General features: G+C 66.4%; 1 pseudogene. It reads right to left on the bottom strand.

Features of this window, described 5'->3' with window-relative positions:
• Positions 1-229 (bottom strand): annotated as a pseudogene (locus tag KVT34_RS31535) (leucyl aminopeptidase); the annotation flags it as partial.

Here is a 229-nt window from a genome sequence, read left to right as displayed (position 1 = left end):
AATCCTCAGGTTGTTGCGCGGCTCCAGCCAACCCACCACGATCAGCAGCCCGAGCAGCCCCCCCGCTCCGCCCATGTCGCTGATCATCTCTTCCATCCCGCCCGCAGCCTTGATGGAAATGCCGCCGGTGTCAAAGGTGTCGCCTTTGCCGACAAGCCCCAGCACCTCACCCGTCGACGGATCGCCGTCGTAGCTCAGCCTACTCATGCCCGGCGGGACCGCGCTGCCG

It is taken from the genome of Paenibacillus sp. GbtcB18 (assembly GCF_019091125.1).
GTDB classification, from domain to species: domain Bacteria; phylum Bacillota; class Bacilli; order Paenibacillales; family NBRC-103111; genus Paenibacillus_F; species Paenibacillus_F chitinolyticus.
Note: the sequence above shows the minus strand (reverse complement) of the source record. Positions and strands in the feature narration are given on the sequence as shown.